This window comes from Pseudomonas alkylphenolica (assembly GCF_004025535.1).
Classification (GTDB): Bacteria; Pseudomonadota; Gammaproteobacteria; order Pseudomonadales; family Pseudomonadaceae; genus Aquipseudomonas; species Aquipseudomonas alkylphenolica_A.
In genome coordinates this window covers 633,489-657,650 of record NZ_QJRG01000048.1, presented here as the reverse complement: position 1 = coordinate 657,650, position 24,162 = coordinate 633,489, and the positions used below count along the sequence as shown (strand labels likewise).

The window sequence follows — 24,162 nt, the reverse complement described above, 5'->3', positions numbered from 1 at the left end:
CCCATCGGAGACACCACCATGATCCGTTTTCGTCCTGCACTACGTTCGCCACTGCTGGCGGGCCTGATCGCCGCCAGTGCGATGGCTGTCGTCAATGCCGCTGAAGTACCGCCCGGCACCGTGATCAGTGCCAGCAACATCGACCAGCTGAAAACCCAGACCTTCGAAGGCCACACCATCGCCAGCCTGCTCACCGAGAAGCTGGAATGGCGCATTCGCAACAGCGGCATGCAGATGCCCTTGGCAGCTTCCAAAGCCGTTCCGCTCGACCCGCGCTGGGTCAAGGCTTCTGCCGCCAACGCCGGCAAGACCTCGATCAACAAGGCAGAATGCCGGGTGGATGGCTGGGGCGCCGGCGAGCCGTTCCCGCAGATCGACGAGAAAGACCCGCAAGCCGCCGAGAAGATCATGTGGAACTGGCACCTTGGCCAGCTGGTCGGCGACATCTCGCAGGTACCGGGCTACACCCAGTTGCTGGTCGACGGCAAGAAGGGCGTGCACGCCGAGCCTGTGGCCGAGTTCACCCGCTACTCGATGAAAGGCCGCCTGACCGGTGGCAACACGGTCGAAGGCGATGGCAGCGAGCGTGGCCGCCAGCTGCTGTACTTCAAGGCCCCCTCGGACATGAAAGGCCTGGGTACCTACACGGTGATGTACGACTCGGCGAAAGTGAACAGCGTCTGGGCCTACATTCCGGCAGTGCGCCGCGTACGGCAGTTGTCCGGTGGTGCGTGGATGGACCCGGTGGGTTCCTCCGACCAGCTGCAGGACGACCTCGAAGTGTTCAACGCCCGTCCATGCTGGTACCCGGAGTACAAGCTGCTGGGCAAGCGCAACATTCTTGCGGTCAGCGCCAGTAAAACCGGCGACGCCATCTGGAACAAGGCGGGCAAGACCTTCGCCGAACGCTACCCGGTGATGGAAGACAAACCGCCGTACTGGAACATCGTCGGCAACAACTATGAAGTGCGCGAAGTCTATGTGGTCGAGGCCATTACGCCGTCGATTCACCCGTACAGCAAAAAGGTCCTGTACATCGACACCAAGTACCCGCGCATCTACTACGGCGAGGCGTACAACCGCAAAGGCGAGTTCTGGAAGTTCATGGAATTCCATTCCTATGCCAACGCAGCCGATGGCGACATCCGCACCACGGTCGGTTCGGTGATCGACTTCCAGCGCAACCACGCCACCATCTCGCTGATCGACACCAGTACCTGGCGTACCAACTTTGACGCCAAGTCCACCGACTTTTCCCTGCAGGCACTGCAGGCGGCCGGCCGCTAAGCGCTCACGGCGCACCCGGACCAGGGATGGTCCGCCGTTTTCCCCACGCACCCGCTCCGGGTGCGTTCTCCCAGCAAAAATAGACGGGTCGCCAGGCCCTGCGCCTGCCGTCGCGACCCAAGGAGTGTCCTGTGTCCATGATGCAAGCTGCACGTCTTCACGAAATCGGCGGACGGTTCGTCGTCGATCAGATTCCCGTGCCCACCCCCGGCCCCCATGACGTCCTGGTCAAGGTAGCGGCCAGCGGCATCATCCCCAACCTGAAGAACGTCACCACGCACTTTCCCGAGTGGTACCCCTTTCTGCCGTTGCCGCAACTGCCGGCGATTTTCGGCCTGGACACCGCCGGAACGGTGGCGGCGGTCGGTTCTGCGGTGACCGCGTTCGCACCGGGTGACCGGGTGTATGTGAACCCGGGTATCGGGTGCGGCGAGTGCGGTCATTGCCGCGAAGGTGATGCACCGCGCTGCCAGGCCTACACTTTCATGGGCTACTTCGGCTTTGGTGCCGGCTCCCAGCAGGTGTTCAAACGCTACCCGTACGCCGGTTACGGTGAGTACATGACCGCGCACGGTAACAACCTGGTGCGCCTACCCGATTGCCTGAGCTTCGCCCAGGCCACCCGCTTCGGTTACCTGGGCACTGCCTACGCAGCCATTCGCAAATCGGCACTGCGCCCTTCGCAAAGCGTGCTGATTCTGGGCGCCAGCGGCACCCTGGGTGTGGGCGCAGCATTGCTGGCGCTAGCTTTCGGCGCCTCGCGCGTGATCGTGGCCGCCCGTGACCGTCAGGCGCTGGAGCGTCTACAGGCGATCGACCCGAAGCGGGTGATTGCCGTGCCGATTGGCGAACAGAGCATTCACCAGCAGGTCCGCACGCTGTTGCCTGGTGGCGTCGACGTCATGCTCGACACCCTGGGCGCCAAGGCGCCGACCGAGCTGTCGGTCGATGCCATGCAAGCGGTGACCCGCGGCGGGCGCATTGTGCAGATCGGTGGCGTGGCCGGACCGATCCCGATCGATCCGCACCCGTTCATGTGCGCCCAGTTGCAGTACATCGGCTCGCTGTGGTTCTCCACCCGCGAAGGTGAAGAGATGGCCAGCATGGTCGAGTCGGGCATTCTCGACCTGTCGCACCTTGAGGCCCGCGCCTATGCGCTGGAGCAGTTGAACGAAGCGCTGGACGACATCCAGGCGCAAGGCAACGGCTTCACCAACTTCCACATCCTCCACCGCTAGACCCATGTCGGCGCCAGCCAGCGGCTGGCGTCGCCACGGCGCAAGGAGATCAGTATGCAAGCCAAGCGTGTAGTGACAGGCCACGACGCCCGGGGGCGTGCGCGGGTCATCAGCCAGGGCCCGCTACCCGGTAACGAGCCCTTTGAACACAGCCCGGGGTTCAGTGCCGCGCTGTTGTGGAAGACCGAGGCCGATGCGCAGGTGGGCGGCAGCCAGGCCGAAACGGTCGCCACGGTGACCTCGGTACTGCCGGGCAGCGGCGGAACCTGCGCAATGCTGGTGACCTTCCCACCAGCCTCCGAGGTGGTGCCCAGTGACGCGCAACTGCAGGCCGCCGCCGAAGAAATGATGGCGCGCCTGCCGGGCCTGGCACAGCAGTTTGAAGCCGATGCCCCCGGCTTTCATCGCACCGACACCATCGATTACGGGGTGCTGCTCGAAGGCGAGCTGACCCTGTTGCTGGACGAAGGTGAGTCATGTGTGTGCACAGCGGGGGATGTGGTGGTGCAAATGGGAACACGGCATGCGTGGCGTAACACTGGAAACACCCCGGCGCGGGTGATGTTCGTGATGGTCGACGCCCAGCGGCGCTGATCGTCATCTGAAAAGGCGACCCGCGGTGCCAGGGCAGGCCACGCGAGTCGCTTTTCAGGCGTATATGCCCCTTGCGACGCCGTTATTTTCCGGCGTCTGCAGCGCCGTGGGTGAAGAAAGCCCAAACCGCTAACCGCTCGTCTTGATTCGCTGTATCGGCTGATCGTTCAGGCACGCTAAATGCTTGTTTGTAAAGGAGCCAACGGAGTTCAGGAGCATCTGAAAGCCAAGTGATCCGTTACCTGGTCACTCAACGCCAACAGGGACGTTCGCACGATCGAACGCGGCGGTTTACCTCCGGCCTTTGTTGAACCCCAACGCTTGCGTGCACGCGTTGAAACACAGGCCCGGACACCCCTCGTGATAACAACAATGACCCGCGGCAAGCACTGCGGGCCTAATAAAAACATGTGATAGCGCGGCCTGGATGCCTTGCCAGGCTGTAGAGGGTTGTACATGGAACAGCTAAGTTTCCGTCCAGTAACACCACCTGAAGCCGTATTGTCGCGTTATGAGATTTGCCGCACCGACGACCTTGAAGAAGCCCGCCAGTGGGGCGAAAAGATTTTTTGTGAAAACCGCCTGTGCGTTGTCGACAGCAAGGGCTCGGTCAACACCCGCATCTACTACCGGCGTGTCGGCAGCATCGGCATTGGCCGCATGAGTTACGGCGGGGCGGTAACCATCAAGCCGGGGGTGCTCGATACTTTCGCCCTGATCCAGATGCCGATTTATGGCGAAGAACAGATTCAGCTGGGCAAGCAGCATGTGCTGTGCAACCCGCGCCTGGGCACGGTGATCAACGCCCACACGCCGACGGTGATCAACCATACGCCCAACACCGAAAAGCTGATCATGCGTATCGACCGCAGTCTGCTCGAGCGTCATTGCCAGCAACTGCTCGGTCGCACCTTGCGCAACAACATCGAGTTCGAGTCGGGCCTGCCCCTGGATACCGCAGCGGGCGCGCGCTGGTTGCGCATGGTCAGTTGGGTGTACGACTCGCTGTCGGTGGACGATGAGCTGTCGCCGCTGATGGCTGCGCAACTGGAAAGCGGCCTGGTCAACATGCTGTTAACCAACCAGCCGAACAGCTACTCGGCAGAGCTGTGCACCGAAGGACCGTCGCTGGCGCCATCGTTCGTCAAGCGCGTGGAGCGCTACATCGAAGATCATGCCCACGAGCCGATTTCCATCGTCGACATGGCCGAGCATGCCGGTGTCAGCAGCCGCTCGTTGTTCACCGGTTTTCGCCGCTACCGCAACACTTCGCCGATGCTCTACCTCAAAGAAGTGCGCCTGCGACGGGTGAATGAAGAGCTGCAGCGCCTGAGCACCGGGCGCGACACGGTAACGGCCGTGGCCTTTCGCTGGGGCTTCAGCCACCTGGGGCACTTCACCACCGACTACAAACGCCGCTTCGGCGAAAGCCCTTCGGAAACCCTGGCGCGCTGAACGCGCCACCTTGGTGCCGCGGGCGCATCTTTTTGCGCTCGCGGGATAAGGCCCACAGTGTAGGGAGCGTCAGCGGGGGTAGAGCTTTCTAGGATGACTGCATTAGCGCCACACGGGGTGGCGCGATTCCAGTCAACCAGGGGGTTACACCAATGTCCGATCAGCCAATCATACGGCGTCGTGTGGTCAAGCATGGCATCAGCGATGCCCGTGCCAACAACGCCAAGACCCAGAGCCAGTACCAGCCCTACAAGGACGCCGCCTGGGGTTTCATCAACCACTGGTACCCGGCGCTGTTCTCCGAAGAGCTGGCCGAAGACCAGGTCGAAGGCATGATGATCTGCGGCGTGCCGCTGGTGTTGCGCCGCGTCAACGGCAAGGTCTACTGCCTCAAGGATCAGTGCCTGCACCGCGGTGTGCGCCTGTCCGAGAAACCGATGTGCTTCAACAAGAGCACCATCTCCTGCTGGTACCACGGCTTTACCTTCGACCTGGAAACCGGCGACCTGGTGACCATCATCGCCAACCCGGACGACAAACTGGTCGGCACCACGGGCATCACCAGCTACCCGGTGCAGGAAGTCAACGGCATGATTTTTGTCTTCGTGCGTGAAGACGACTTCCCCCTCGACGACGTACCACCGCTGGCCAACGACCTGCCGTTCCGTTTCCCGGAAAACAGCGAGCGCTTCCCGCACCCGCTGTGGCCGGCATCGCCCAGCGTGCTGGATGAAAACGCGATGATCCGCGGCATGCACCGCACCGGTTATGGCAACTGGCGTATCGCCTGCGAAAACGGTTTCGACAACGCCCACATCCTGGTGCACAAGGACAACGCCATTGTCCACGCCATGGACTGGGTGCTGCCCCTGGGCATCCTGCCCAACGGCGACGACTGCATCAGCGTGATCGAAGACGAGAACGGCCCGAAAGGCCTGATGCAGTGGCTGTTCACCGACAAGTGGCAACCGGTGCTGGAGAACCAGACCCTGGGCCTGAAAGTCGAGGGACTCAACGGTCGTTTCTACCGTACTTCGGTCGTACTGCCAGGTGTACTGATGGTGGAAAACTGGCCGGAAGAGCATGTGGTGCAGTACGAATGGTACGTACCGATCACCGACGACACCCACGAATACTGGGAAATCCTCGTGCGTGTGTGCAACACCGAAGACGAGCGCAAGAAGTTCCAGTACCGCTACGACTACATGTACAAGCCGCTGTGCCTGCACGGCTTCAACGACTGTGACCTGTACGCCCGCGAAGCCATGCAGAACTTCTACTCCGACGGTACCGGGTGGGATGAAGAGCAACTGGTGGCCACCGACGTCTCGCCGATCACCTGGCGCAAGATGGCCTCGCGCTGGAACCGGGGCATCGCCAAGCCGGGCCGTGGTGTCGCCGGTGCGCTGAAGAACACCAGTCTGATCTTCAAGGACACCGCCGACGGCCACCGCCCAGGCTACAAGGTGCGTCAGATCAGCGAAGAGTGATGTCTCGGGGCTGCGTGTTGCACAACACGCAGCCCTTCCTTTTTGTGGGAATTCCTTATGTCACAGATATCCGAGAACGACAGTCAGTTCGTTTCGGTGGACGGCGTGCGCCTGCATTATCAGGTGCATGGCCAGGCCAGCGAGCGTTTGCCGGTGATCTTCACCCATGGCGGCGGGCCGGGCAGTACCGCCTGGAGCAACTTCCGCCTGAGCGCCGAAGCCTTTGCTGCGCAGCACCAGTGTTTCTTTGTGGATTTTGCCCAGTTCGGCCGCTCTGACCGGGTGCCGGTCGAGGGCCCGCTGTTTAGCTGGCACGCGCGCAAGCTGCTGGGTTTCATGGATGCCGTGGGTATCGCTCGGGCGCACTTGGTCAACCAGTCGTTTGGCGGCGGTGTCGCGCTGCGCCTGGCGGCAGATCATCCCGAGCGGGTAGGGCGCCTGATCGCCATCGGCGCGCAGCCGGTCGACCAGGGCGCCTTGCAGCCGCTGCCGCTGTTTGGCAAGCACGCCGCGCACCTGCTCAGCGATTACTACCTGGCCGACGGCGGGCCGAGCCTCGGCAAAATGCGCACGCTGTTGCAGCGCTATGAATTGCTCGATGACAGCCGCCTGGACGAGGAAAACCTGCGTCTGCGCTTTGAGGCCAGTAACCACCCCGACACCCTGAAACTGCTGGACACGCCGGGGGCCTTTGGCGAGTGGGAAAACCTGTTGCCGGTGTTGCACCAGGTGCAGGCGCCGACCCTGCTGTGCTGGGGCCTGCATGACTGGTTCGGCAGTATCGACGTACCGATGCTAATGCTCAACCGCCTGCCGGACGCTCACCTGCATGTGTTCGGCAAGGCAGCGCACCACCTGCAGAGCGAGTGCCCGGATGACTTCAACCGCCTCGCCCTGGGCTTTATCGGAGCCGCTCAATGAGCCTTCCCAGCGATTTGCACTACCTCGAGATGCACGAACTGTCGCTGCTGATCCGCAGCCGCAAGCTGTCGCCGGTGGAGGTCACCGAAGCCCAGCTCGATCGCATCGATGCGCTGGACGGCGAACTGCACAGCTACGCCCGGGTGACCGCCGAGCTGGCCCTGGAGCAGGCCCATGTCGCCGAGCAGGAGCTGGCCGACGGTATCTGCCGCAGCCCGTTGCACGGCATCCCGCTGGCCTTCAAGGACCTGTTCGACACTGCCGGGGTGGTCACCGCTGCCGGCATGCCGTTGCACGCACAGCGTGTTCCGACGCAGGACGCCACGGTAGTCGCACGCCTGCGCGAAGCCGGTGTGGTGATGCTCGGCAAACTGCAGATGACCGAAGGTGCCTTCGCCATCCATCACCCCGACATCGCCGTGCCACTGAACCCCTGGGGCAGCAACCACTGGAGCGGCGCCTCGTCCAGCGGCTGCGGCGTGGCCACGGCTGCCGGCCTGTGCTACGCCTCGCTGGGCAGCGACACCGGCGGCTCGATCCGCTTTCCCTGTGCCGCCAACGGCCTCACGGGCCTGAAGCCGACCTGGGGCCGGGTCAGCCGGCATGGCGCCTTCGAAATGGCCGCAAGCCTCGACCACATCGGGCCGATCACCCGCAGCGCACGGGATGCCTTGTTCCTGTTGTCGACCATTGCCGGTCATGACCCGCTCGACCCCACCTCGCAGCCCACGGTGTGCCTGGAAGTACCAGGGATCGATGACACTTTCCGTGGCTTGCGCGTTGGCATCGATGAGCGCTGGCTCAGTGACGGCGTCGACCCGGTGATCCAGCAGGCACTGCAGCAGGTCATGCTGATGATCCGTGACGGCGGCGGGTTGCTGGTGAGCATTCGCATGCCCGATACCCAGGCGGTGAGCAGTAACTGGGAGGCCCATTGCGGTGTGCAGACCGCCGTGGCGCATGCCGACACCTATCCCTTGCATGCCAACGCCTACGGCCCGGCCCTCAGTCGACTGATAGACGCGGGCCGGGCCCTGAGCGGCATGGACTACCAGCGCATTCTGCTGGCCGCACAGCGCTTTAGCGGCGAAGCCGACGCCTTGCTGCATCAGCTCGACCTGGTGCTGGCGCCGGTGCAGCCCTACGCCGCGCCGACCTACGAACAGCTCGCCGACCTGGCCCAGGATCCGGAAGCCAACCGCCGCCTGATCCAGTTCACCGCGCCGTTCAACGTCAGCGGCCACCCGTGCCTGAGCCTGCCGATCGGCCTGACCGAAGAGGGCCTGCCGATCGGTGGTCAGTTCATCGCCCGTAAAGGCGCCGAGGCGCTGTTGTGCCGTGCCGGCATGGCGGTGCAGCGCGTGTCGCACTGGCACCAACTGCGTCCGCAAGGCTTCAGCTGAGCAGGCTGCGGCGTGCAGGAACTTGCACTTTCGGGATAACCGCGTAGCCCAAGGGAGCGCGGTAGCCACCGCCCAGTTCCTAACATCGATGCCATAGCGCCTCTGCCTACCCGTCAGCCTCGAGCATCGATGGAATCCAGTCATGAATGAGCAACTTCACCAGATCACCCTGAACTTCGCCGATGGCGTCACCCATCAATTCAGCGTCGCTGCAGGCAGCAACATCCTCGATGCCGCCATTGCCGCCGAGATGCCCGTGCTCTATCAATGCCGGTCCGGCGGTTGCTCCAGCTGCATCTGTAACCTGACGCAAGGCGAGGCGGTCACCCAGGCCGGTGCCAGCGCGTCGCTGCTGGGCAGCGAGTTCGATGCCGGGCAGCGCTTGCTGTGCGTGTCGCAAGCCAATTCCGACTGCACCTTCGACATGGCCTATGGCAGCGAAGTGGGCTCGACCGCTGCACGCGAAGTGCATGCCTTTATCGATTCGGTTGAACGGATCGGCAGCAACGTGATGAAGCTGACCGTGGAGCTGGCCGAAGGCGAGTGGCTGGAGTTCCGCCCCGGCCAGTTCATGCAGATCGTCGTGCCGGGCCTGGGCGTGTTGCGCAGCTATTCGCCGTCCAGCACCCAGGTCAACCTGCCGAAGATGGAGTTTTTGATTCGCCTGTTACCGGGCGGGGCGATGTCGACCTTCCTCGAAAACGAGGCCGGTACCGATCACGTGCTGACCCTCAGCGGCCCCTATGGCGCGTTTTTTCTGCGTGATGAACACAAGCGTGTGCCGCACATCTTCGTCGCCGGGGGCACCGGGCTGGCGCCGATCCTGTCGATGATCGACACCCTGCGCCAAAGCAGCGGGCGCAAGCCACCGATGCTGCTCAGCTTCGGCTGCGCGGTGCCCGAGGCGCTGTTCTCGCAGGAAGACATCGAGCTGCGCCAGCAGTGGTTGCCGAGCCTGGAGGCACGCATCTGTGTCGACCGCGAAGCCACCGAAGGGCTGCACCTGGGCAGCCCGGTGAGTGCGCTGCGCGAAGGCGATGTCAGCAATCCGGACACCGTCGCCTACCTGTGTGGTCCGCAGCCGATGATCGATGCCGCCACCCAGCGGCTGATCGAGCTGGGGGTCAAAGCGCAGAACATCTTTGCCGAACAATTCGTTGCCAGCCACTGAGGACTTGCCCATGAAACCGACCACGCCCCTTGCGTTCACCGCCGAGCAGAGCCAGTGGTATGAGCAGGCCCGCGCCCGTCTCAATCCGCAACGCCTGCAACAGCTGCTGTTTGACCTGACCAATATCCACAGCCCGACCGGTGCGACCCGCCAGGCCAGCGAATTTATGGCCCGCCACCTGCAGTCCATCGGCATGACAGCGCGCTACTACCCGATGAACGACATCAGCGGCAATGCCCTGGGCGAACGCCGCGGTAGTGGTGGCGGCGCCACGGTATTGCTGTATGCACCGATCGACACTCACCTGGACCGCACGCCGGGCGAAGAGGTACTGACCGGTGACGGCCAGCAGGCCGACCTGCAGCCTTTTGCCCAGCAGATCGACGACTGGGTGTTCGGCCTGGGCTCGTCCAACCCCAAAGGCATGCTGGCCACCCTCACCGAGGTGGCCACGGCGCTGATCGAAGCCGATATCCCGCTCACGGGCGACCTGTTGCTGGGCATGGCCGATGGCGGCATGCCGGTGGACATCAGCGCGCGTCACTCGGGCATGTCCAATGGCGTGATCCACATGCTCAACCGCGGCATGTACCCGGACTTCGCGATCATCATGAAACCGTGGAACTGGGTGTATCACGAAGAGCCGGGCATGGCCTGGTTCAAGCTCAAGGTCAAAGGCACCCTCGGCTATGCCGGTGTGCCGCACGACACCCCGGGCTTTCGCAGTTCAGTGGTGCCGGCGGCCACCGCGATCCAGGAGCTGCAGGCGTGGATCGTGCAATACACCGACCGCAACACCAGTGGGGTGATACAGCCCCACGGCTGGATTGCCGGGGTGCGCAGCGGCGATGTCGAACGCCCGGCGTTCCCCAGTGCGGTGACCGAAATCTTCCTTGATGTGCGGGTCAACCCGCGCGTCAGCCCGGCCAGCGTCAAGGCGCAATTCGCCGACTTCGTCCAGGACCTCAGGGCGCGGTTCCCTGCACTGGACTTGGACTGGGAACAGTACGGCTCGGTGCCCGGCGGTACCACAGACCCGGAGAACTGGATCGTGCAGTCGTGCAAGCGTGGCTGGGAGTTCATCGAGCAGCGCCCGCATGGTGTGCCCGACATGCTCGCCGGCCAGACCGATGGCGCCGCCCTGCGCCGCTATGGCGTACCGACCGCGCGTATCGGCTGGCCGTGGCCGGCCACCGGTGCGCCGCTGCCGGTGGCCGAAGGCCTGGGGGGCATGGGCGCGACCTACATCCCCGACCTGATGCCGTGCGCCGAGAAGATCCTCTACGCACTGATCGACACCCTGACCCGTCCACGCAGCGAACTGGGCCTGTAAGGCCTGCGGAGCCCGGCGATGAGCAAACGTATCAAGATGATTTTCCCGGTGCCAATGAGCGATGCCACGCGTGCGCTGGTGCAATCGCAACTGCCGCTTGCGCTGCAGCGCCCGGACATCGAGGTGAGCTTTGTCGGCGCCGGCCAGGTGATGACCCTGGCCGACAGCTACTACGACATGGCGCTGATGGAAATGGCCGTGATCGAGGCCGGCATACGCGCCGAGGAGGAGGGCTTCGACGCGGTGTGCATCAACACCGTCAGCGACTCGGGCCTGGCGGCCTTGCGCTCGCGCCTGTCGATTCCGGTGCTGGCGCCGGGCCTTGCCGCGTTTCATACCGCCTGCATGCTCGGCCAGCGCTTCAGCGTGCTGACCATGTGGTCGCGCTGGTACCCGCTGTACCGCAAGACCCTCAGGGAATACGGCCTGGAAGCGCGCCTGGCTTCAATCCGCTCGATTGATGTGCGCCCCGACACCGAAGCCTTGCTGCAAGGCAAGGAGGAGGTGGTGTTCGGCAAGCTGCTGGCGGCCGCCAGGCTGGCCATCGAGGAGGACGGTGCCGACGTCATCGTCCTCGGCTCGACCACCATGCACCAGGCTCACGCCTACCTGGCCGAGCACTTGCCGGTGCCGGTGCTCAACCCTGGGGTGATCGCCTACAAACAGTGCGAACTGCTCCTCGACCTGGGCCTGAGCCACAGCAAGGCCGCCTACCCAAACCCGGAACAGAACAAAGACGCGGCCTTCACCCATTGAAGCGGCGCCAGGAGTGCCTGAATGAATATGTTTGAACCCGGTGTCGCTCACGGCCTGAGTGACCTGACCATTGCCGAAGCAGTGGCCGCGTTTGGTGACGGCGTGCTGACCAGCGTCGAGCTGGTGCAGGCCTGCCTTGAGCGGGCCGAAGACGGCAAGGCGCTGAATGTCTACGTCACCCTCGATGGCGCCGGTGCCTTGCAGGCCGCCCGTGCCGCCGACGCTGCGCGAAAAGCGGGTGAGCCGCAGCGGCCGTTGAGCGGCATTCCCGTGGTGATCAAGGACAACATCCACACTGCCGACTTGCCATGCACGGCGGGATCGCCGGCGTTTGCCGGGTTTGTTCCGGTTGAGGATGCCCCGACCGTGCGTGCGCTGCGTGAAGCCGGGGCGATCATCCTCGGCAAAACCAACATGCACGAACTGGCCTTCGGTGCGACCGGCTACAACGGTGCGTTCAACACCGGCGCCGATGTTGGCGTGCGCAACCCCTACGACAGCACGCGCATCGCCGGCGGCTCGTCATCGGGCAGCGCCGCCGCCCTCGGCGCGCGCATGGCCCTGGCTGCGCTGGGCACCGATACCGGTGGTTCGATGCGCATTCCACCGGCGCTCAATGGCTGCGCCGCGCTGCGTCCGAGCCAGGGCCGCTATAGCGACCGCGGCGTGATTCCGATTGCCCGCAGCCGCGACACGGTGGGGCCGATGGCCCTGTGCATGGCTGACGTTGCCTTGCTCGATGGCTTGATCACCCAGGAGTACGCCTTGCCGGCGATCAGCCTGAGCGACGTGCGCCTGGGTATACCCGACGAGTTCTGGATGAACCTTGACGAGGACACCCAGGCCTGCGCCGAGGCGGCCCTTGAACGGTTGCGCCAGGTCGGTATCACCCTGGTACCGGTCATGCAGGCCGGTTTGCTCGCGCTCAATGCGCCGGTGGGCTTTCCGGTGGTGATCCATGAAGCCTACGACTGCATGGTCGCCTACCTGGCCGAACACGGCCATGGCATGACCATCGAGCAGGTGGGGGAGCAACTGCACAGCCCCGACGTGCGCTTTATCTACGAGCACTGGGTGCTGCCGCGCAAAATCCCGCAGGGCGATCAGCTGGTTGACGTTGCGCCGCTTTACCAGGCGGCGCAGAACGGCGGCCGCCAGGCCCTGCGCGAGCGCTATCAGGACCTGTTCGAGCTGCACCAACTCGACGGCCTGCTGTTTCCCACCACCACGGTGGTCGCGCCGCTGGCCAACCCCGAGGTCAACGAGCCGCACAGTTTCGAACGCCTGATCCAGAACACCGAGCCCGGCGCCAGTGCCGGCCTGCCGTGCATCCAGCTGCCGATCGGCAGGGGGCACGGCAGCGGCTTGCCGGTGGGTATCGAGGTGGATGGCCCGGCCGGTAGCGACCGTCGCCTGCTGGCCATCGGGCAACTGCTGGAAAGCCTGTTCGGCCGCATTGGCCGCGCGTGAAACGGACCTGCCAAAACCAAGGAGCAATCATGAGTCAGAGCACAGAGTGGCGTGACAAGGTGGTCATCGTGACCGGCGGTGCCAGCGGCATGGGCCGCGATGTGTGCAAGGCGCTGGCCGCCGAGGGTGCACGGCTGGTCATCGGCAACCGCAACGCCGAAGCCGGCCAGCGTTTGCTCGAAGAGATAGAGGCGAGCGGTGGCCAGGCTGTGTTCCAGGTGACAGATGTGTCGCGTGCAGCGGATTGCCAGGCGCTGGTGGCACTGGCCATGCAGCGCTACGGGCGCCTGGATGCAGCCTTCAACAACGCAGGCCTGCAGCGCGCGTTCAATCCGATCGATGCGACACCGGATGAAGACTTGAGCGAGGTCATCGACATCAACCTCAAGGGCATCCTCTACATGATGAAGTACGAGGCGGCCGCGATGCTCGCCAGTGGCGGCGGGGCGATCGTCAACAACGCCTCGATCTTCGGCCTCAAGGCCATGCCCGATACCGCCTGTTACGTGGCCTCCAAGCACGGCATCGTCGGCGCCACCCGTGCGGTAGCCCTCGACTATGCCACTCGCGGCATTCGCGTCAACGCGGTGTGCCCCGGCCCGATCAAGACGCCCAGTTTCGACCGCGTGACCGCAGGCGACGATCACCTCTACGACGACGGCGTGCCCATGCGTCGCATCGGCCAGCCGGCTGAGGTGACGGCGGCGGTGCTCTGGCTGCTGTCTGACCAGGCCGCTTATGTCACCGGCAGCACGCTCTCGGTGGATGGCGGCATGTCGGCCGAATAGTAAAGCGAGTGCCTTGCGCACAGGAGAACAACAATGATCAACGCGTTGAGTTATGTGGTGGTGCGCACCCCGCACCTGCAGGCCTGGATCGAACAGGCCGAGCAGCATATCGGCCTGCAGGTCGAGGTGATGGAAGCCGGCGAGTGCGTGCGCCTGCGTGCCGATGAAAAACTGCAGCGTCTGCTGGTCAGCCGGGTCGAGGGCGAGGCGAGCATGGGCATGGGTTTTGAGGTCGCCGATGCTGACCGGTTGGCCAGCGTGCGCCAGGCGCTGGAGGCTGAAGGCTATGCCACCTGCGAGGGCAGTGTCGATGAGCTGCACCTGCGCGGTGTCAGCGCGATGTTCCATTTTCGCGACCCGGATGGCCTGCGTATCGAGGTCTGCCATGGCCATGCCGATGCGCCCGACACATTCGTGCCCGGTCGCCCGCTGGGTGGCTTTCGCACGGGTGGCATGGGCCTGGGGCACGTCGCCCTGATCACCGAGCACTTCGAGGCCCTGAGCCACCTGTACCGGACGATCTTCGGCTTCAAGGTCAGTGACCACACCGAGGCGCCGTTTCGCGTCGAGTTCCTGCACTGCAACCCGCGTCACCACACGGTGGGCCTGGCCCACACCGGCGGGCCGGCGAAGATCTATCACCTGATGCTCGAATACAACGATTTCGACGACGTCGGGCGCGCCTACGACATGGCCCTGACCCAGCCGGACAGCATCGGTGTGACCCTGGGGCGGCACATCAACGACCACGTCACCTCGTTCTACCTGAAGAACCCGGATGGCTGGATGTTCGAGTTGGGGTGGGCCAGCCGCACCATCGGCCCCGACTGGCAGGTCGAGGCGCTCGAAGGCATGAGCCTGTGGGGCCATGACCGCACCTGGCTGCCGGACAACAAGCGCGAAGAAGCGCGACAGATCCTCAAGCGACTGGCCGCACAAGGTGTGCGCGCGCCGGTTGTCACCACCTCGCAAACTGCCAAGGCCAAACAATGACTGCCAACGCCAGCCCGGAAATCGCCAACAGCATTCAGATCGGTGAATGCACCCTCAATTACCATGATCAGGGGCAGGGCGACGCCATCCTGCTGATCCATGGCTCTGGCCCCGGGGTAACGGCCTGGGCCAACTGGCGCGGGGTGATTCCGACCCTGTCGCAACAGGCCCGGGTGATAGCCCCGGACATGCTCGGCTTCGGTTACAGCCGTTGCCCGGGCGATTGGTCGCTTGACCCGGACACCTGGGTGCAGTCGCTGCTGGCCTTGCTCGATGCCCTGGACATCCCGCGTGTATCGATTGTCGGCAACTCGTTCGGCGGCGCCATTGCCCTGGCCTTTGCCAAGGCCTGCCCAGAGCGGGTTCAGCGCCTGGTGCTGATGGGCGCGGCGGGGTTGTCGTTTCCACTGACCGAAGGGCTGGACAAGGTCTGGGGCTATCAGCCTTCGTTGCAGGCCATGCGAGAACTGATGGAAGTGTTCGCCTACGACCACAGCCTGATCAACGACGACCTGGTGCGCATGCGCTTTGAAGCCAGCACCCGTGACGATGTGCAAAGCCGTTTCGCCCAGCTGTTCCCAGCGCCTCGCCAGCAAGGCGTGGAGATGCTGGCGTTGGCCGAGGACGATCTGCGTGCCTTGGTCCATCAGACCTTGCTGATCCATGGCCGTGACGACCAGGTGATCCCGCTGGCGGTGTCCGAGCGCATGCTGCGCCTGATCCCCCATGCGCAGATGCACGTGTTCGGTGAATGCGGGCACTGGGTACAGATTGAACGCGCACAAGCGTTCACCCGCCTGCTGGTCGACTTCCTGATCGAACAACCTGCCACTACCGGAGCATGAGCATGGACCGTGAAACGATTAAAGGCCGCTGGAACATTCTGGCCTGGGAGCAACGCTATGACGACGGCCGTGTCGTGCTGCCGATGGGCACCCAACTGGAAGGCTTCATCGAGTACAGCGACTTCGGCATGTTCTGCGTGATCGCCAGGCCGGGCCGCGATGCGTTCACCAGCGGTGGGCAATGGTCTGCCTCCGATGCGGAGAAAGGCGCTGCCTACAACAGCTACCTGACCTATGCCGGTGACTTTGAAGTGGAAGGCAACACCATCATCCACAAGGTGCGCCACAGTATCTTCCCGAACTGGGTGGGCGGGCTTCAGCAGCGCAACGCCGTGCTCGACGGTAATGTGCTGTCGCTTACCGCGCGGCTGGAGGAGGGCACGCCAGAGGCGCGTACCGCGTGCTTGCAGTGGGTGCGCGTCGCGGCCTCTCAATAGTCGGGCAAAGCCGGCAAACACTGCTATGCCTATTGGTTGAAACCCCAAGGGTAGGCGTAGATGCTGGTCGTCGAACAGCTGTGCAAGTCGTTCACCACCGCCCAGGGCACCTTGCCGGTGCTGCAGGGCGTCGACTTGCGCCTGGCGCGGGGCAGCAGCCTGGCGCTGATGGGGGAGTCGGGCAGCGGCAAGAGCACCTTGCTGCACCTGCTCGCCGGGCTTGACCGTGCCGACAGCGGCCGGATCCTGATCGACGACGAACCTCTCGACGGTCGCTCCGAGGCCGCACTGGCCCGCTGGCGTCGGCAGGGTATCGGCCTGGTGTTCCAGCAATACAATTTGATCAGCAGCCTGGACGTGGCGGCCAACCTGGCGTTTCAGGCGCGCCTGGCCGGGCGCTTTGAGGCCCGTTGGCAGGATTACCTGACGCGTCAGCTGGGGCTGGCCGATCTGCTGCAACGTTACCCGGAACAACTCTCCGGCGGCCAGCAGCAACGGGTTGCGATCGGCCGCGCACTGGCCGCGCGGCCTGCCTTGTTATTGGCGGACGAACCCACCGGCAGCCTCGATGAAGCCAGCAGTGATCAGGTGCTGGAACTAATGCTGCAACTGGTCGCCGAGGCCGGCAGCAGTGTGCTTATGGTCACCCACAGCCAGCGCCTGGCGCTGCGCCTGGAACAGCGGTGTTTGCTGCAGGACGGTCGCGTGCAGGATGGGGCGGGGCGATGAGCGCCTTGCTGCTGACCATGCAGGCGCTGCTCAGCCATTGGCGTCGCCATCGCGTGCAGGGCCTGAGCATTATCACCGGGTTGTGGCTGGCCACGGCGTTGTGGACCGGTGTCCAGGCGTTGAACAGCCAGGCACGCAACGACTACGCCCGTGCCAGCGCCGTTGTCGCCGGCCCTGCGCATGCGCAGCTGGTGGCGCCTGGTGCGCAGCGGTTCGATCAAGCCCTGTACCTGCAGCTTCGTCAGCTCGGCTGGGCGGTATCGCCAGTGGTGGAAGGCCGTTTGCGCTTTGCCGCTGAGCAGCCGCTGTCGGTGCGCCTGATCGGTATCGAGCCGCTGAGCCTGCCGCCGGCCACCAACATCGCCGGCATTGCGGCGCAAGACTTCGATCTGCAGGCGTTCATCGGCACACCGGGCCAAGCCTGGGTCGGCCCGGACACCTTGCAGCAACTGGGGGTGAAACCTGGCGAGCAGGCCGTCACCAGCGACGGCCAGGTGTTGCCAACGTTGGTGCTCACGCCGCAACTGGCGCCGGGCATTGTCATTGTCGATATCGGTCATGCCCAGGCCTTGCTGCACGCTGAGGGGCAACTGTCGCGGTTGCTGCTGACCGATGACAGCAAGCCGTTACCCGACGCCATCGCCGCCCGTCTTGAGCGCCAGCCGGGCGAGGACGACACCGGCCTGCAACGCCTGACCGAAAGCTTTCATCTCAACCTCTCGGCGCTTGGCCTGCTGGCCTTCGTTGTCGGCCTGTTCATTGCGCACGCTGCCATCGGCCTGGCCCTCGAGCAGCGCCGTGGCCTGATTCGCACCTTGCGCGCCTGCGGGATCAGCCTGGGCACCGCGTTGAGCGGCCTGGCCCTGGAGCTGGGGGTGTTTGCGCTGCTGGGCGGCTTGCTCGGGGTTGCCACTGGTTATCTGCTGGCCGCAGCGCTGCTGCCGGATTTTGCGGCGAGCCTGCGTGGATTGTACGGGGCGTCAGTGGCCGGGCACCTGACCTTATCCGCTGAGTGGTGGCTGATCGGGGTGGCGGTAAGTGTGCTGGGTGCCCTGCTCGCCGGGGCAAGTAGTGTGTTGCGTGCTGCCCGCTTGCCGCTGCTGGCCCTGGCGCAACCCCAGGCCTGGCGGTTGGCCCAGGGTCCTTGGTTGCGTCGCCAGGCGTGGCTGGCCGGACTGCTGTTGTTGCTGGCATTGGCGTGTTACCTGTGGGGCAACAGTCTGCCCACTGCTTTCACCCTGCTCGCAGCGTTGCTGCTGGCGTCGGCGTTGCTATTGCCGAGCGTGCTTGATGCTTTGCTGGGCGGGCTGGCACGCCGCTGTCGAGAGCCACTGACGCAGTGGTTCGTTGCCGACAGCCGCCAACAATTACCGGCCGTGAGCCTCGCGCTGATGGCCTTGCTGCTGGCCCTGGCCGCCAGTGTCGGCGTGGGCAGCATGACCGAGGGCTTTCGCAGGACCTTTACCGGCTGGCTCGACCAGCGCCTGGCCGCCGACCTGTATGTCACGCCCCGGGATACCGCGCAGGCGTTGCAGGTGCGCGACTGGCTCGCTACGCAATCGGCAATCTCCACGCTGCTGCCCAGCTGGCGCGTGGAGTTGACGCTGCAAGGCTGGCCGGTTCAGGTTCAGGGCATCATCGATGATCCCGGTTACCGCAGCCGCTGGCCTTTGCTGGAGCTGCGCGCACAGGCATGGGAACAACTGGCCGGCGGCACTGCCGTCATGCTCAGCGAGCAACTGGCCCGCCGCCTGGGCGTGCAGCTGGGCGACCGCCTGCAGGTGCTGCCCGCACCTGCACCCGGGATGACCGTAGTGGGGCTCTACGCGGACTACGGTAACCCCAAGGGTCATGTGCTGGTCAATGCCGACTGGCTGCGCAGGCAGCGCGCCGATGCCGCGCTCAGTGGCATCAGCGTTAACCTGCCGGCCGAGGGCATAGCGCCCTTGAAACACGAACTGCAAGCTCGCTTTGCCCTGGACGACAGCCGCGTTGTCGAGCAGTCGACCTTGAAACGCTGGTCAACCGACGTTTTCAGCCGCACCTTTGCGGCGACCGCCGCGCTCAACAGCCTGACCCTGGGTGTCGCCGGCATTGCCCTGTTCATCAGCTTGCTGAGCCTGGGCCAGCAGCGCCTGGGTCAATTGGCACCGTTGTGGGCACTGGGCGTACGGCGCGGGCAACTGGCCTGGCTGTCGCTTGGGCAAACCTTGATGTTGAGCAGCCTCACGGTGCTGCTGGCGATACCGTTGGGGGTGTTGCTGGCCTGGTGCCTGGTGGCGGTGGTCAATGTCCAGGCCTTTGGCTGGCGCTTGCCGCTGTACCTGTTCCCGCGCCAGTTGCTGCAACTGGCCTTGCTTGGCGTGCTGACCAGCCTGTTGGCCAGTGCCTGGCCGTTGTGGCAACTGGCGCGGCGCCAGCCGGCCGAACTGCTGAGGCAATTTGCCGATGAAACCTGAAGCCTGGCTGTTGATCGCGCTGGCCTTGCTGGCCGGCTGCGACCCACCGCAACCGCCAGCCAAAAGCTATGCCGGGCTGGGCCAGGAGGCGGGTGCGTTCAACCCGGTGACACGTAATCATGCGCTGGTTTTTCCCCGCGACCATGCCGCGCACAATGGCTTTCGCATCGAGTGGTGGTATGTCACGGCCAACCTCAGGGACAGCCAGGGGCGTGAGTGGGGGGCGCAATGGACCTTGTTCCGCTCGGCCTTGCGCGCCGGGCCGGAGACCCTCGGCTGGGACAGCCCCAACCTGTGGATGGGGCACGCGGCCCTGACCGGGCCTGGCGGCCATCAATCCGGCGAAACCCTGGCGCGCGGTGGCATTGGTCAGGCAGGCGTGCAGGCCCAGCCGTTTCGCGCCTGGATAAACGACTGGTCGCTGCAGGGCAGTGACGACATCGGCCAGTTGCAGATGAGCGCCGGCGGCCAGGGCTTTGCCTACCGCCTGATGTTGCACAGCAGCGGCCCGCTGGTGCTGCACGGCGATCAAGGCTACAGCGAAAAATCCGGCAAAGGCCAGGCGTCTTACTACTACAGCCAGCCGTTTTACCAGGTGACCGGTGAGGTTGAGCATGACGGCCAGCGCGTTGCCGTTACCGGTAAGGCCTGGCTCGACCGCGAGTGGAGCAGCCAGCCGCTGGCTGCCGGGCAGTCGGGCTGGGACTGGTTCTCACTGCACCTGGACAGCGGCGCTAAAGTGATGCTGTTTCGCGTGCGTGAAGACGCGGGCCCGCCTTATCGCGCCGGAACCTGGATCAGCGCAACCGGTGAAACCCAGGTGTTAAGCGGCGAGCAGATCCAGCTCCAGGCGCTGGCCTGGACTACCCAGCAAAACGGCAAGCAGGTACCCACGCGCTGGCGCGTGCAGCTGCCTGCGCAGGGGCTGGATGTCCAGGTCGAGGCACTGGAGCCGCAGGCGTGGATGAACACCCGTTTCCCGTACTGGGAAGGGCCAGTGCGTATCAGCGGCAGTGTCGGAGGTAGGGGGTATCTGGAAATGACCGGATACTAGCATCCGATCAGTGCATAATGCGCGTCACACCACCACAAGGACCGGGTATGACGTTGATTTCGCAACGCGTAGCGCTCGCCCGTGAAGGCGCTAACGACAAGGTGATCTGCCGCATGGCATCAGGCTGGGCGGTCATGGGCGATGTGCAGTTCCTGGAGGGCTATTGCCTGTTGCTACCCGATCCTGTGGTTCCGAGCCTCAATGATCTGGACCCGGATGCACGCGCAACCTACCTGCTGGACATGACCCGCCTCGGGGATGCGGTCTTGCAGGCAACCGGGGCACTGCGGATGAACTACGAGATTCTCGGCAACACAGAGCCCGAGCTGCACTGCCACCTTTTCCCACGCTATGCCCACGAGCCGGAACAGCATCGCAAGATGCCTGTGTGGTTCTATGACTGGAAAACCGCGATTCCCTACGCCGAGGAAACGCACGGGGCATTACGCAAAAAACTCGCGCAACTACTGGAAGGCTCGGCCTGAAGGACAACGCGAGGCGCGGTGCTAGACTTACCGGTTGGGCCACCGGGGCAGGCCTGTTGCTCAATTGACGCTTACAGTGCGGGGGGCGCTCATACCAGAGGTGTGACATGGCTACCGACTCGGCGGATAAAGAACACATACAGCGTGTAGTTCGCAATTATGTAGAAGGCATGGTGTTCGCAGACGAAGCCTTGTTGCGACAGGCGTTTCACCCCGCATGCCGGATCATTGGCCACTACGTTGGTGCGCTTGAGTGGTTGTCGCTTGACGAGTTTATCGAGGCCATCCGCCACGAAGGCGCGGCCGTAGAAGGCACCACGCCTTACTGGAAGGTACTTGTCATCGACATAACGGGCGATGCAGCATTGGTAAAAGTCATCGATGACTATGTCGGGATGCAATTTACCGATTACTTGTCGCTGCTGAAAATCGACCATCACTGGCTGATCGTCAACAAGCTCTATTTTCACCATCAATAAGTGAGCTGTCGTCTTGTCGCTATCGAGAGGCCGGTATGGACGCAGCCAAAAGCGGGCGAAACCTGACTGAAGTACTTGTCGCCTGTGTTGAACGGTTTGAGCCGGACCCGGGGCCTGAACCCGGTACGAGCGAACACACCGAGGCCGAGTTCGAGGCCATGGCCGAGGCGTTGTTACGCGAATACAAACCGAAAGACCTATGGGTGTTTGCCTACGGTTCACTGGTATGGAACCCGGAGTTCGAATTTGTCGAGCGCCGTCGCGCCACCGCCCATGGCTGGCATCGATCGTTTTGCCTTAAGCTTACGCGCTGGCGCGGCACCCGCGAGTTGCCGGCATTGATGCTCGCCCTCGACCGCGGCGGCAGCTGCAACGGCCTGGCCTACCGATTGCCGAGGCGCGGCCATGCTGAACAACTGGCGTTGTTGCTGCTGCGCGAGATAGACGCCAACCCACCCACCAATGTGCCGCGCTGGATCTCGGTTAAAACCGATTCGGGGATGCTGCGTGCACTGGCCTTTGTTGCTGCACGCGACGGCATGGCCTACGCCGGCAAGCTGCCTATGGATGAGGTGGCACAGGTGCTGGCCCATGCCGCCGGGCATTGGGGGTCGGCCGCACAGTACCTGTACCGGACGGTGTCGATGCTCAAAGAGCAGGGTATTCATGATCGTAATCTGTGGACGATACAGCGCCTGGTGGCGGAGGAAATCGAAAGGTCGCTGGCTGTTGCGAGCAAGGCATAGGCGGCTGTGGGACAACAGCGGGCTCAGTGTTTTTGCGGTGCGAGGCTGTCGAGCACTTGCCGCGCCAGCGCGTGATACAGCGAAACCGGCGCAATCCAGCCGGAAATCGTGGCCGCCATCAGGGTCACCGCCAGCATCGGAATGGCCAGGTCCGGGCTGTGGGACAGTTCCAGGACGATCACCGAAGCGGTCAGCGGCGAGCGGGTTACCCCGGCCAGGTAGCCGCCCATGCCCAGCAGTGCACAGGTTTGCGGGTTGACCTCGGGCAGCAGGCTCAGCAGCGGGGCGAAGGCGGCGCCGATACTCAGCGACGGCGAGAAAAGCCCGCCGGGAATACCGGCCAGGTATGAGACTACGTTGGCCAGGAACTTCCATAACAGGAACGCCTCATCGGTCACCGGTCTGCCTTCCAGCAAGGCGTGGGTTTCTTCATAGCCGGTGCCGAACACATGGTTGCCAGAGGCCAGGCCAAACAGCGCCAGCAACAATCCGCAAACGGCTGCGAAGCGCACCGGCGCGCGCTCACGCAGGGCACACAGGCGGCCGAGCCAGCCCGTTCGGGTCGGCAGCACGAGCTTGACGTACAGGCCGCCGAGCACGCCGCCGAGCACTGCGCAGGCCGGTACCTCGATCCAGGCCCAGCCGGTTGGCAGGCCGCCACCGATGTCGCCAAAGTAGGCGTAATGCCCCATCAGCCCGAGGGTGACCACGCCGCCGATCAGCACCGCAGTGAGTACCAGGCCGCTGAAGCGTTGTTCGAAGGTGCGGCTGAGCTCCTCGATGGCAAACACCACACCGGCCAGCGGTGTATTGAAGGCAGCGGCGATACCCGCCGCGCCGCCAGCAAGAATCAACCCGGCCACGGTGCGTCGGTTCTGCAGGCCCAGACGGGTGCCGAAGGCATACAGCACTGCGGCGCCGACATGCACCGTCGGCCCCTCGCGACCTACCGAGCCACCGACCAGCAGCGCGCCGAGGGTGAACAGCATGCGCACCAACGCGACCGGTAGTGCCAGCACATGCGCCCGAAACGAGCGGGAAGGGGATTCCAGTGCCGCGATCACTTGCGGAATGCCACTGCCCCTGGCGTTCGGGAACCAGCGTTGGGTAACCCAGGCCAGGGCGGCGAAGCCAAGCGGGGTGATGATCAGCGGCAGCCAAGGGGCGATGCCCAGCATGCGCCGGAACAGGGCAAAGGCCTGGTCTGCCAGCCAGGCGAAGGCCAGGGCCACCAGCCCGACCAACAGTGCACCGACCCAGAATGCCAGGCGCTGGCGCCACAGTCGCCATTGCGAGCGCATGAAGCGTCGGCTCTGATGCAGGGACGGCCTGGTTTCGGACGGTTGAGGCTGATCGGACATCGGCTCGCGCCTGGCTTTTCGGGACGAGCAGTGAGTATGGCCGAAGATTGTTATCTGGAAGGGGTAGGGCCGCATTGCGCGGCCCTTGTCGGTGACTACACCTTGAACGTCGCCATCAGGCTTTGCTGGTGGTTGGCCAGGCGGTTGAGTGCCTGGCTGATCTGCGCGGACTCCTCGGCCTGGCCGGAGAGCGACTCGGTCACGTCACGGATGCTTGCGACGTTGCGGTTAACTTCTTCGGCGACAGCGCTTTGCTCCTCGGCCGCCGAAGCAATCTGCAGATTCATGTCGGTGATCACCGCCACGGCATCGCCAATTCGCTGCAACGCTGGCACCGCCTGTTCGGCCTGGGCCACGCTGCCTTGCGCCTGGCGGTGGCTGCTGTGCATCGAACCCACTACCTCGCGGGTACCCTGCTGCAGGCCTTCGATGACCACGCGGATTTCATCCACCGAATCCTGGGTGCGTTTGGCCAGGTTGCGTACTTCATCGGCGACCACTGCAAAACCGCGCCCGGCCTCACCGGCACGTGCGGCTTCAATCGCTGCGTTCAAGGCCAGCAGGTTGGTCTGGTCGGCGATGGCGCGAATTACTTCGAGCACCGAGCCGATCTGTTCGCTGCGGTCGGCAAGCTGTTGTACTTCTTCCATGCCGGCATTCATTTCACA

At 64.1% G+C, this 24,162-nt stretch carries 22 protein-coding genes and 1 pseudogene; 21 read left to right on the top strand and 2 right to left on the bottom strand.

The annotated features are described in order from the left end of the window. The first annotated feature begins 18 nt into the window (after positions 1-18). The 21 genes from DM813_RS23500 (at position 19) to DM813_RS23400 (ending at position 22,133) form a co-directional block, all read left to right on the top strand. Positions 19-1,287, top strand: a complete 1,269-nt coding sequence (locus tag DM813_RS23500) for a DUF1329 domain-containing protein (protein ID WP_128325791.1) — start codon at positions 19-21, stop codon at positions 1,285-1,287. A gap of 137 nt (positions 1,288-1,424) precedes the next feature. Beyond that, positions 1,425-2,525: an alcohol dehydrogenase catalytic domain-containing protein gene (locus DM813_RS23495; protein WP_347233031.1), complete on the top strand. Its 1,101-nt coding sequence runs from the start codon at positions 1,425-1,427 to the stop codon at positions 2,523-2,525. 54 nt (positions 2,526-2,579) lie between these two features. After that, a complete protein-coding gene (locus DM813_RS23490) occupies positions 2,580-3,119 on the top strand; it encodes a cupin domain-containing protein (RefSeq protein ID WP_128325790.1) in 540 nt (179 codons plus the stop codon). Between the two features lie 456 nt (positions 3,120-3,575). Then, complete coding sequence (locus tag DM813_RS23485; protein ID WP_128325789.1) at positions 3,576-4,574, top strand: AraC family transcriptional regulator; 999 nt, start codon at positions 3,576-3,578, stop codon at positions 4,572-4,574. A 152-nt stretch (positions 4,575-4,726) separates the two neighbouring features. After that, a complete protein-coding gene (locus tag DM813_RS23480) occupies positions 4,727-6,064 on the top strand; it encodes a Rieske 2Fe-2S domain-containing protein (protein WP_128325788.1) in 1,338 nt (445 codons plus the stop codon). Between the two features lie 57 nt (positions 6,065-6,121). Continuing rightward, positions 6,122-6,985: an alpha/beta fold hydrolase gene (locus DM813_RS23475; RefSeq protein WP_128325787.1), complete on the top strand. Its 864-nt coding sequence runs from the start codon at positions 6,122-6,124 to the stop codon at positions 6,983-6,985. Continuing rightward, the gene (locus DM813_RS23470) at positions 6,982-8,388 is read left to right on the top strand and encodes an amidase (RefSeq protein ID WP_128325786.1); all 1,407 of its coding nucleotides are present in this window, start codon (positions 6,982-6,984) and stop codon (positions 8,386-8,388) included. Before DM813_RS23475 ends, DM813_RS23470 begins: the two co-directional genes overlap by 4 nt. Before the next feature lie 142 nt (positions 8,389-8,530). Next, entirely contained in the window at positions 8,531-9,559 is a 1,029-nt protein-coding gene (locus DM813_RS23465) for a ring-hydroxylating dioxygenase ferredoxin reductase family protein (RefSeq protein WP_128325785.1), read from the top strand. Positions 9,560-9,569: 10 nt separating this feature from the next. Next, the gene (locus tag DM813_RS23460; protein WP_128325784.1) at positions 9,570-10,892 is read left to right on the top strand and encodes a M20 family metallopeptidase; all 1,323 of its coding nucleotides are present in this window, start codon (positions 9,570-9,572) and stop codon (positions 10,890-10,892) included. Positions 10,893-10,910: 18 nt separating this feature from the next. Beyond that, complete coding sequence (locus DM813_RS23455; RefSeq protein WP_128325783.1) at positions 10,911-11,648, top strand: aspartate/glutamate racemase family protein; 738 nt, start codon at positions 10,911-10,913, stop codon at positions 11,646-11,648. Between the two features lie 21 nt (positions 11,649-11,669). Beyond that, a complete protein-coding gene (gene iaaH, locus DM813_RS23450) occupies positions 11,670-13,118 on the top strand; it encodes an indoleacetamide hydrolase (protein WP_128325782.1) in 1,449 nt (482 codons plus the stop codon). A 29-nt stretch (positions 13,119-13,147) separates the two neighbouring features. After that, positions 13,148-13,906 (top strand): SDR family NAD(P)-dependent oxidoreductase, encoded by a 759-nt coding sequence (locus DM813_RS23445; protein WP_128325781.1) that lies wholly within the window; start codon positions 13,148-13,150, stop codon positions 13,904-13,906. Positions 13,907-13,939: 33 nt separating this feature from the next. Then, on the top strand, positions 13,940-14,899 hold the full coding sequence (locus tag DM813_RS23440) for a VOC family protein (RefSeq protein WP_128325780.1): 960 nt from the start codon (positions 13,940-13,942) through the stop codon (positions 14,897-14,899). Then, on the top strand, positions 14,896-15,744 hold the full coding sequence (locus DM813_RS23435; protein ID WP_128325779.1) for an alpha/beta fold hydrolase: 849 nt from the start codon (positions 14,896-14,898) through the stop codon (positions 15,742-15,744). Before DM813_RS23440 ends, DM813_RS23435 begins: the two co-directional genes overlap by 4 nt. Before the next feature lie 2 nt (positions 15,745-15,746). After that, positions 15,747-16,181: a lipocalin-like domain-containing protein gene (locus DM813_RS23430; RefSeq protein WP_128325778.1), complete on the top strand. Its 435-nt coding sequence runs from the start codon at positions 15,747-15,749 to the stop codon at positions 16,179-16,181. Positions 16,182-16,241: 60 nt separating this feature from the next. Then, positions 16,242-16,910 carry an ABC transporter ATP-binding protein gene (locus tag DM813_RS23425; protein WP_128325777.1) on the top strand — a complete coding sequence of 223 codons (669 nt, stop codon included), beginning with the start codon at positions 16,242-16,244 and terminating at the stop codon, positions 16,908-16,910. Next, positions 16,907-19,369, top strand: a complete 2,463-nt coding sequence (locus tag DM813_RS23420) for an ABC transporter permease (RefSeq protein ID WP_128325776.1) — start codon at positions 16,907-16,909, stop codon at positions 19,367-19,369. The genes DM813_RS23425 and DM813_RS23420 overlap by 4 nt, the downstream gene beginning before the upstream one ends. Continuing rightward, on the top strand, positions 19,359-20,423 hold the full coding sequence (locus DM813_RS23415) for a lipocalin-like domain-containing protein (protein ID WP_128325775.1): 1,065 nt from the start codon (positions 19,359-19,361) through the stop codon (positions 20,421-20,423). The genes DM813_RS23420 and DM813_RS23415 overlap by 11 nt, the downstream gene beginning before the upstream one ends. Positions 20,424-20,470: 47 nt before the next feature. After that, the gene (locus DM813_RS23410; RefSeq protein WP_128325774.1) at positions 20,471-20,908 is read left to right on the top strand and encodes an HIT family protein; all 438 of its coding nucleotides are present in this window, start codon (positions 20,471-20,473) and stop codon (positions 20,906-20,908) included. A 107-nt stretch (positions 20,909-21,015) separates the two neighbouring features. Next, on the top strand, positions 21,016-21,387 hold the full coding sequence (locus tag DM813_RS23405) for a nuclear transport factor 2 family protein (protein WP_128325773.1): 372 nt from the start codon (positions 21,016-21,018) through the stop codon (positions 21,385-21,387). Positions 21,388-21,422: 35 nt separating this feature from the next. Continuing rightward, positions 21,423-22,133, top strand: a complete 711-nt coding sequence (locus DM813_RS23400) for a gamma-glutamylcyclotransferase (RefSeq protein ID WP_128325772.1) — start codon at positions 21,423-21,425, stop codon at positions 22,131-22,133. A 23-nt stretch (positions 22,134-22,156) separates the two neighbouring features. Here DM813_RS23400 and DM813_RS23395 read toward each other — a convergent pair whose 3' ends face one another. Beyond that, positions 22,157-23,494, bottom strand: a complete 1,338-nt coding sequence (locus DM813_RS23395; protein ID WP_128325771.1) for a chloride channel protein — start codon at positions 23,492-23,494, stop codon at positions 22,157-22,159. Positions 23,495-23,589: 95 nt separating this feature from the next. Next, a pseudogene (locus DM813_RS29095) lies at positions 23,590-24,132 on the bottom strand (methyl-accepting chemotaxis protein); the annotation flags it as partial. Positions 24,133-24,162 lie beyond the last annotated feature (30 nt).

Coding starts and splice junctions, on each gene's coding strand:
- DM813_RS23500 (WP_128325791.1), top strand. CDS start 19: ATGATCCGTTTTCGTCCTGCACTACGTTCGCCACTGCTGGCGGGCCTG.
- DM813_RS23495 (WP_347233031.1), top strand. CDS start 1,425: ATGATGCAAGCTGCACGTCTTCACGAAATCGGCGGACGGTTCGTCGTC.
- DM813_RS23490 (WP_128325790.1), top strand. CDS start 2,580: ATGCAAGCCAAGCGTGTAGTGACAGGCCACGACGCCCGGGGGCGTGCG.
- DM813_RS23485 (WP_128325789.1), top strand. CDS start 3,576: ATGGAACAGCTAAGTTTCCGTCCAGTAACACCACCTGAAGCCGTATTG.
- DM813_RS23480 (WP_128325788.1), top strand. CDS start 4,727: ATGTCCGATCAGCCAATCATACGGCGTCGTGTGGTCAAGCATGGCATC.
- DM813_RS23475 (WP_128325787.1), top strand. CDS start 6,122: ATGTCACAGATATCCGAGAACGACAGTCAGTTCGTTTCGGTGGACGGC.
- DM813_RS23470 (WP_128325786.1), top strand. CDS start 6,982: ATGAGCCTTCCCAGCGATTTGCACTACCTCGAGATGCACGAACTGTCG.
- DM813_RS23465 (WP_128325785.1), top strand. CDS start 8,531: ATGAATGAGCAACTTCACCAGATCACCCTGAACTTCGCCGATGGCGTC.
- DM813_RS23460 (WP_128325784.1), top strand. CDS start 9,570: ATGAAACCGACCACGCCCCTTGCGTTCACCGCCGAGCAGAGCCAGTGG.
- DM813_RS23455 (WP_128325783.1), top strand. CDS start 10,911: ATGAGCAAACGTATCAAGATGATTTTCCCGGTGCCAATGAGCGATGCC.
- iaaH (WP_128325782.1), top strand. CDS start 11,670: ATGAATATGTTTGAACCCGGTGTCGCTCACGGCCTGAGTGACCTGACC.
- DM813_RS23445 (WP_128325781.1), top strand. CDS start 13,148: ATGAGTCAGAGCACAGAGTGGCGTGACAAGGTGGTCATCGTGACCGGC.
- DM813_RS23440 (WP_128325780.1), top strand. CDS start 13,940: ATGATCAACGCGTTGAGTTATGTGGTGGTGCGCACCCCGCACCTGCAG.
- DM813_RS23435 (WP_128325779.1), top strand. CDS start 14,896: ATGACTGCCAACGCCAGCCCGGAAATCGCCAACAGCATTCAGATCGGT.
- DM813_RS23430 (WP_128325778.1), top strand. CDS start 15,747: ATGGACCGTGAAACGATTAAAGGCCGCTGGAACATTCTGGCCTGGGAG.
- DM813_RS23425 (WP_128325777.1), top strand. CDS start 16,242: ATGCTGGTCGTCGAACAGCTGTGCAAGTCGTTCACCACCGCCCAGGGC.
- DM813_RS23420 (WP_128325776.1), top strand. CDS start 16,907: ATGAGCGCCTTGCTGCTGACCATGCAGGCGCTGCTCAGCCATTGGCGT.
- DM813_RS23415 (WP_128325775.1), top strand. CDS start 19,359: ATGAAACCTGAAGCCTGGCTGTTGATCGCGCTGGCCTTGCTGGCCGGC.
- DM813_RS23410 (WP_128325774.1), top strand. CDS start 20,471: ATGACGTTGATTTCGCAACGCGTAGCGCTCGCCCGTGAAGGCGCTAAC.
- DM813_RS23405 (WP_128325773.1), top strand. CDS start 21,016: ATGGCTACCGACTCGGCGGATAAAGAACACATACAGCGTGTAGTTCGC.
- DM813_RS23400 (WP_128325772.1), top strand. CDS start 21,423: ATGGACGCAGCCAAAAGCGGGCGAAACCTGACTGAAGTACTTGTCGCC.
- DM813_RS23395 (WP_128325771.1), bottom strand. CDS start 23,494: ATGTCCGATCAGCCTCAACCGTCCGAAACCAGGCCGTCCCTGCATCAG.